At 38.7% G+C, this 7794-nt stretch carries 6 protein-coding genes and 2 pseudogenes; 4 read left to right on the forward strand and 4 right to left on the reverse strand.

The window, feature by feature from the left end:
* Nucleotides 1–113: 113 nt before the first annotated feature.
* From IQ224_RS19445 to IQ224_RS19460, 4 genes and pseudogenes are all read right to left on the reverse strand, one after another.
* Nucleotides 114–1745: pseudogene (locus IQ224_RS19445) on the reverse strand (pentapeptide repeat-containing protein); the annotation flags it as partial.
* A gap of 100 nt (nt 1746–1845) precedes the next feature.
* Nucleotides 1846–2112 (reverse strand): annotated as a pseudogene (locus IQ224_RS19450) (hypothetical protein); the annotation flags it as partial.
* Nucleotides 2099–2530 carry a hypothetical protein gene (locus IQ224_RS19455; protein WP_194033373.1) on the reverse strand — a complete coding sequence of 144 codons (432 nt, stop codon included), beginning with the start codon at nt 2528–2530 and terminating at the stop codon, nt 2099–2101. The gene IQ224_RS19455 and the pseudogene IQ224_RS19450, both read right to left, overlap by 14 nt.
* Before the next feature lie 203 nt (nt 2531–2733).
* Complete coding sequence (locus IQ224_RS19460; RefSeq protein WP_194033374.1) at nt 2734–2970, reverse strand: DUF1830 domain-containing protein; 237 nt, start codon at nt 2968–2970, stop codon at nt 2734–2736.
* Between the two features lie 673 nt (nt 2971–3643).
* Here IQ224_RS19460 and IQ224_RS19465 point away from each other — a divergent pair.
* The 4 genes from IQ224_RS19465 to IQ224_RS19480 all read left to right on the forward strand — a co-directional run bounded on the left by IQ224_RS19465 (nt 3644) and on the right by IQ224_RS19480 (nt 7627).
* Entirely contained in the window at nt 3644–4084 is a 441-nt protein-coding gene (locus IQ224_RS19465; RefSeq protein ID WP_002783027.1) for a hypothetical protein, read from the forward strand.
* A 580-nt stretch (nt 4085–4664) separates the two neighbouring features.
* Nucleotides 4665–5231, forward strand: coding sequence for a nicotinate-nucleotide adenylyltransferase (locus tag IQ224_RS19470; protein WP_002743664.1), 567 nt, complete (start codon nt 4665–4667; stop codon nt 5229–5231).
* The gene (locus IQ224_RS19475; protein ID WP_002743665.1) at nt 5228–5956 is read left to right on the forward strand and encodes an NUDIX domain-containing protein; all 729 of its coding nucleotides are present in this window, start codon (nt 5228–5230) and stop codon (nt 5954–5956) included. The genes IQ224_RS19470 and IQ224_RS19475 overlap by 4 nt, the downstream gene beginning before the upstream one ends.
* Before the next feature lie 12 nt (nt 5957–5968).
* On the forward strand, nt 5969–7627 hold the full coding sequence (locus IQ224_RS19480; protein WP_002743667.1) for an NAD+ synthase: 1659 nt from the start codon (nt 5969–5971) through the stop codon (nt 7625–7627).
* Nucleotides 7628–7794: the final 167 nt, after the last annotated feature.

Consider the following 7794-nt stretch of genomic DNA (forward strand, 5'->3'; position numbering starts at 1 on the left):
ACTTAATTTGTCCAGCCAACTGTTTTTTTGGGTGATCGCCTCTCCTCAAAAATAGTTACTTTGTACTATATGCCCATGCCAAAATCGGGGTTAATGCTCTATTTATTTCAAAATGAGAATTGCTGGTTAATTTCAGGCATAATTGTGTTAGTCAAAATTGTGCCATCAAGGAGGGTTAGATTATTTTCATCTAATTTAACATCGGTCAAGTTAGCTCCGGTTAGATTAGCTTTGCTCAAATTGGCTCCTGTTAAATCAGCTTTGCTCAAATTGGCATGACTTAAATCGGCTCCTGTTAAATCAGCATTAGTTAAATTAACCTCCAAAAGATTAGCCTTACTGAAGTTACATCCCATCAATTTTGCATCGGAAAGATTGGCCTCACCATCCATTAAATTGACTTGGCTGAAATTCAGTCCCCGAAAATCTCGTTCGCCAATTTTGTACAAATATGTCAATTCTTTCGTGCTATGAATATCAGGGTGATATTCCTTGGGTGCATAAACGGCAATCATCGCTTTGACGTAGGCGAAAAAATAAGCCTTGAGAATATTTTCGTGGGTGTGGATGGTAATAACTTCTTTCCCATCATACTTGACCACCGCCTTGACAGTTACTTCTCCTTTTTGACCCGGTGTCAAGTTGGCCAAATAGATAGATGTAAGGGTATGTTTAACCTCAACTAAATGAGCTAGAGCCTCATTAAAAGCAGTACAAAGTGCATCTACTGAACCTTTTTTAAAGGCTGATTCAGTGTAACGCTCTTGGGTTTTTGTATTACATAGGATAACTGTCGCAGAAGTTAAATTGTTATTAGCACAGAGAATTTCAAAGTTCTCAATTTTCCAGCCTTGAAAAAGCAAAAGATTATCTTCAAAGAATAAGTTGTGTTGAGGCTCGTTTTCTAAAAGCTGATTGAGTTTTACTTTTTCATTTTCCATTGCCGCTTTACCGAGATTTTTGAGAGTTCTTTCGATAGAAGCTGGCGAGGTATCTTTCCCTAAAGACTGTAAGAATAGGGAAGGAGAACCCACAAAAGGATACCCACTGGCAATGAATTCTCGATCTCTGATGGTGATAATACCTGCTAGGCTATACTTTCTGGCAATCTCAACTTGAATTGCCGTTTTTAAATTAACGTTGGGATATTTTTCTAGGTCAATTTCTTTCAAGTTAACTTGACCGACGTTAATCTTACTCAGAAGTTCAATGATCGAACGATTGGCATCTTCTCTAGATTTCAGATTTTTGATATTATGCCAAATTTTGATTAATCCTATTTCGCCGATGTAAGGATTAATTTTTCCTTCTAAAACAAGTCCCATAACCCTAGCAGCTTCCCTGTTAAGAGTCGTCTGATTTCGTAATAAAAACTCTTCAATCAGATCAGCATCAATTAAGACTTTTGGAGCTTGAGAATTGTTATCTTTTGATTGGAATACCTCTAAGTTATCCAGAAAAAAATCAATACCTATTGGAGTCAAAACTTTTTGGGTAGCCGCTTTATGCAGACTAAGCTTAATTTCGTACTGCACAAAATCATCAGATTCGTTTTCGAGATTATTTCTCAAATCCCAAAGTTTTTTAATCACTTGAGGCTCAGGATATTCTCCTAATTTCCTTATGATTTCAGCACGGATATCGCTATCCTGTTCATTGTCTAGTTGAGCTAACAAATCATTAATAATGTCAGCACGGGGAGTGACCGATGTTGGTATCTCGCACAATAACTCTGTGTTTTCCATTTCATTGTCTAGTTGAGCTAACAAATCATTAATAATGTCAGCACGGAGACTGACCGATGTTGGTATCTCGCACAATAACTCTGTGTTTTCCATTTTCAAATCAATCTCCTTGATTGGTGGTATTCTGATCAACAATAATTGAGTCCGAAGCAGAAGGCTCCTCTAATTGCGAATTTTCAGCGTAGCGTGTTGGCAAAACTCTCACTAATTCATCGTCATTAATGTCAACAAAATAGCCTTTTTTAAAGAGAACTCTTCTTAAAGAAGTAATTCCCACCCGCTCATCTAACTCAAGGTAATCCTTAAGATGGGATCCTAGATTTTTGTTGAAATCCGCGTTTAGATTTTTTTGGCTATGATTGAACATTAATAATTGAGTCCGAAGCAGAAGGCTCCTCTAATTGGGAGTTGTGAACGTAGCGTGTTGGCAAAACTCTCACTAATTCATCGTCATTAATGTCAACAAAATAGCCTTTTTTAAAGAGAACTCTTCTTAAAGAAGTAATTCCCACCCGCTCATCTAACTCAAGGTAATCCTTAAGATGGGAACCTAGATTTTTGTTGAAATCCGCGTTTAGATTTTTTTGGCTATGATTGAACATTTCAGCCAGGTCATCGGCGGAATAAAGTCCTGTAGCCGCCAGAAGAGCCATAATTTTGTATTTTTCAGATAGAGAGCGTTGAATAAGATTTTTTTCTATTGCTTCTAACAAAGCTTCTAGCCTGGAAATATCCAAACCACAGTTTCTTGCCTGCTTTTGGGCATCACACAGTGATGGTGCCATAGAAGTCTCTCTCCTTCGGTTGTGGTGATCCTCGATCTTAAGGTAATCAACATAGCTGTATTTGTAGTCACCGATACTTTTTCAAAGTGTATTGCAATAATAACCGGAGAGTTATATTGCTTCTGAGATAGTTCCATAAAACCAAAAGAGAAATCAACCAACAATTATTGCCCAAATCCTCAAACGGCCCAAATGTAGTCAGTTTATGATACTGCAAATTCGATACAGGGTATCCTATCAGGCGGCATCATCATCAGTGAGCGATCATGAGTAGAAATCTCTTCCAGAAAAGAATCTTTAGGGGCTTTAAAAGGCAATTTTTCCCCCGCTGTTACTACTCGCTCCATACCAATAGCATGAATTCTTAGGACGGTTGTTTTACCTGTGCGATTTACATATACACAGTTGATAATTGCTTGATTAACAGTTGCATTCGACATATCATTCCCCTCCGTTTCAGCAATATGGGATGAACGTTATGTATGTACGATAATTCAAAATTCTGGAATTGAAAACCAATAATTATTGCAAAGTTAAACCAACAATTGTTGCAAATTTAAACCAACAAATATTGCCAAGTTAAACCAACAATTATTGAATCTTTAAACTAATAATTATTGCAAAGTCAAACCAATAATTGTTACAAATTTAAAGCCTAAAAAAGTATCAAAATTACAACTTTTATTGGGTGACATAGAATAGCTTGCTGGATATAAAATAGGTGTATCACTATTCTAAGAACGTTATGCTACCTAATGACAAAGTTAATCTCAAAAAGACGCTTGCTTTACTCTTGATTCTAGCTGGAGTGTCTGTACCGTTATATGCAGGAAGGTTGCCAGAAATAATTCATCCGATGACTATTGCGAATCTATATGTTCATGTAGGACTAAAATTGATCGATAGCGAAAAAAAAGGAGACTAACTGATGGTTAACATAGACAAGGGGCTTAAGTCTCTTGTTATCAATAGGTGACAGTTTAAATCTCAAATAGAATTGCTATATGTATGGTGGGCAATGCCCACCATCTGTTATTATGAGGGGTAGATAGGGTCTTCCTAAAAACTAATCAGGGATTCAAAATACGTTCGCGGTGGTAGGGTTGCTTAAAAATGTTAGAATCTATACAAAAAACACAATCTCCTTTAGCTTTGGCCCCTGCGTTGGCAGCTGCCATTAAACGAGGCGAAGAAGCGAAGAAACGGTTCCTATCCAAGCAAGGAGGAACCTTAACCAGCGCTGAGGTTTGTAGTGTTTTAGCCTGTAGTTCTTTGGAATTAGAAACTATGAGGCTCAATCATCAGGTCTTAGGTTTATCTGTCAACGAGGAATTAGTTTATCCCGCTTGGCAATTTATTGATGGCAAAGTTTTGTCTGGTTTAGACCAAGTGTTAGCCGTCCTAAAAGAAGACGGTGCTTGGACACAAATGCTCTTTCTGCTTACGGGTGATATTCGTTTAGAAGGAGCAACCCCGCTAGAAAAACTCCAAAAGGGAGAAATCGAGCCAGTGGTTTGGGCCGCTAAATGCTACGGGAGTCATAGCGCGGCGTAATGGGTTTGCCTCCTTCTGTTTGTGGGTTAGTACGTTTGTGAATTAGTTCACCAATTTTATAAAAAATGATATCTCCTGCAAGAATCAAAAATATTCAGTAGCAGACAAAAGATAAGAGATAAGGGACTTGCGTAGGAATAATATCCCAGCCAGAAAATCGCTCTGTAGAAGAACCAGACCAGCCAGATGGCACATTATCAAAGCGCAAGTCCCTAACACCTCGAAGGCTCTCCCCCTACTTAGGGTGATCAGCAAACCTGATCGATCGGAGGGCGCAAGCATTGCGCCCCTACAGTAACGGATTTTGTCCACAATGTAGGGGCGAACTGCGTTCGCCCAAAAGGTACATTATCAAAGCGCAAGTCCCTAACTATCCTATTCATAAAACCTAAGATTATGTCGAATTTATCCGGGGTTTTAGATATTTTGACCGGATAGCGGCTCGATAACTTACTTTTGCAGGAGATTACTGATCTTCTTGGCCTATTTTGGTAAAATCAACTATAATGGGGAGAAGTTAATCTTTGCCAAGCTTGAGCAGAGTTAAACTAATCCCTCAGTGAGCAAGCAATTGAATCCTATGCTTAAAATTGCCCTTTTTGGAACCAGTGCCGATCCTCCCACTGCCGGTCATCAAGCCATACTAAAATGGTTATCGGAACAGTACGATATCGTTGCGGTTTGGGCTGCCGATAATCCCTTTAAAAATCATCAAACCAGTCTCGAACATCGTCTGAGGATGTTAAATTTGCTCATCCGGGATATTCAACCCCCAAGGGATAATATACAACTGCGACGAGAATTAAGCGATCGACGTAGCTTAATTAGTGTGGAAAAAGCGCAAGCAATTTGGGGAGAACAGGAGGAATATACCCTAGTCATTGGTTCCGATTTAGCCGGACAAATTAGGCACTGGTATCGCAGCCAAGAATTACTAGAAAAAGTCAAAATTCTCGTGATTCCTCGTCCCGGATATCCTATTAATCAAGATGATATTGAACAACTGCAAACATTAGGGGGTGATTGTCTGATTGCCGATGTCTTTGCTCCGGCTGTATCCTCAACAGATTATCGAGAAAAAGGCGATAAACAGGCTGTTCCTGCACCGATTAAAGATTATATCGAAGGTCAAAAACTTTACGCATGAAACCGCCAAATACCCTAGCTAATAAATCTCTAGCTGATTTTAAAGTCGGAGTTGATAACGTGATCTTTTCCGTTGATACCCAATTAAATCGGCTGCTGGTGCTTCTGATTAAACGACGGGAAGAACCTTTTAGTAATTACTGGAGTTTACCCGGGACTTTAGTGAGAAATGGGGAATCACTGGAAACGGCAGCCTATCGAATTTTAGCCGAGAAAATTAGCGTCAATAATCTCTATCTGGAACAGTTATATACTTTTGGCAGTCCAGAGGGAGATTCCCCGGCAGCAGCCGAGAGTTTTGGGAAACGTTATCTATCGGTGAGTTACTTCGCTTTAGTGCGGTTTGAAGAAGCAAAATTAATCACCGAACGGGATTATAATATCACTTGGTATATGATTGATAAAGTGCCAGATTTAGCCTTTAATCACGGTCAAATTTTAGCTTATGGATGGCGAAGATTACGCAATAAAGTAGAATATAGTCCCGTCGCTTTTGAGGTTTTACCAGAATTATTTACTTTAAATGATCTTTATCAATTTTATGAGACAATTTTAGGTAAAAATTTTAGTGATTATTCTAACTTCAGAAATCGGCTATTGAAATTAGGATTTCTCAAGGATATGGGTTTAAAAGTCTCTCGTGGTGCCGGTCGTCCGGCTAGTTTATATCGCTTTGACGAAAAAGCTTTTGCTCCCTTTAAAGATCAACCGTTAGTTTTTGTTTAAATAGGAAAAAATATGAGAATTGCTATCGCTCAATTAAATCCCATTGTTGGAGATATCGAAGGAAATGCCCAAAGAATTTTAGAGGCTGCTCAAACAGCATTTAATCAGGGAGCAGAATTACTTTTAACCCCGGAATTATCCCTCTGTGGTTATCCTCCCAGAGACTTATTATTAAATCTGGGTTTTGTGGAGAAAATGTCTCAACAATTGCAATTATTGTCCCAACAATTACCAGAAAAATTAGCCGTCTTAGTCGGTTTTGTCGAAAAAAATCCCTCGGCAACGGTCAGAGGAGAAAAGCCGTTATTTAATAGCATAGCTTTGTTAAAAAGTCAAGAAATTAAACAAATTTTTACTAAACGTTTATTGCCTACCTACGATGTTTTTGATGAGGATCGTTACTTTGCTTCTGGGAAAGAAAGTCAATATTTTCAACTAACAGAAAATAATGTAAAAATCGGTGTAACTATCTGTGAAGATGTTTGGAATGATGAACAATTTTGGGGTCAGCGTCAATACGCGGTTAATCCCATCGCCGATTTAGCTAATTTAGGAGTGGATTTAATCGTTAATCTTTCCGCTTCTCCCTACAGTGTCGGTAAGCAAAAATTGCGAGAATCTTTATTATCCCATAGTGCCACTAGATATAATTTACCTATAGTTTACGTCAATCAAGTGGGAGGAAATGATGATTTAATTTTTGATGGTGACAGTGTTGCTTTTAACCGACAAGGAGAAGTGATTTATCGCGCCAAGGCATTTACTTCTAGCCTAGAATTGATCGAGTTTAATCAAGATTTGTTACCCGCAATTATTCATCCTTTACCCGTCGATGAAGATGAGGAAATTTATCAAGCTTTAGTCTTAGGAGTACAAGATTATGTGCAGAAATGCGGTTTTAAACGGGTAATTTTTGGCTTGAGTGGTGGCATTGATTCCAGTTTAGTTGCCGCTATTGCCAGCGACGCATTAGGTAAAGAAAATGTTCTCGCTGTGATGATGCCTTCTCCCTATAGTTCCGACCATTCCATTAGCGATGCGGTGGCTTTAGTTAATAATTTAGGTATCAAAAGTGAGAAGTTAGCAATTAAAGAAATTATGACTGCTTATGATCAACTTTTAGAGAGTCTTTTCGCTGGTACTGATTTCGGTATTGCTGAAGAAAATCTTCAGTCACGCATTCGCGGTAATTTATTAATGGCTCTCTCTAATAAATTCGGTCATTTACTATTATCCACTGGCAATAAATCAGAAATGGCCGTGGGATATTGCACCCTTTACGGTGATATGAATGGTGGTTTAGCAGTGATTGCTGATGTGCCGAAAACCCGCGTTTATTCCCTCTGTCGCTGGTTAAATCGGCACGGGGAAATTATTCCCCTTAATGTGATTAATAAAGCTCCTAGTGCTGAATTAAAACCCAATCAGAAGGATCAAGATTCTTTACCTCCCTACGAGATTTTAGATGCTATTTTAGCACTATTAATCGATCGCCATCAATCCGCCGAACAAATTATCGCCGCCGGTTTTGAGCCTGAAATTGTGCAGAAAGTGATTAAATTGGTTAAAAATGCCGAATTTAAGCGCAAACAAGCTCCCCCAGGCTTAAAAATTAGCGATCGCGCTTTTGGCACTGGTTGGCGAATGCCTATCGCTAGTCGTTGGGGTTAGGGGGTTTTTTCAGTTATCAGTTATCAGTATTAAATAGCAGTTTTCTACGGGTGTATCTCGTTTTTGTAAATCTACGAAGTTGGGATTTTTAAGGGGAAACTCTCTTTTAAAATTGGGCGTTACTTTCGATTTTATCACTCAATCCAAGCTTTTGGGGGGTTCTACCC

The sequence above is a fragment of the Microcystis sp. LEGE 00066 genome (genome assembly GCF_015207925.1).
GTDB lineage: Bacteria > Cyanobacteriota > Cyanobacteriia > Cyanobacteriales > Microcystaceae > Microcystis > Microcystis ichthyoblabe_A.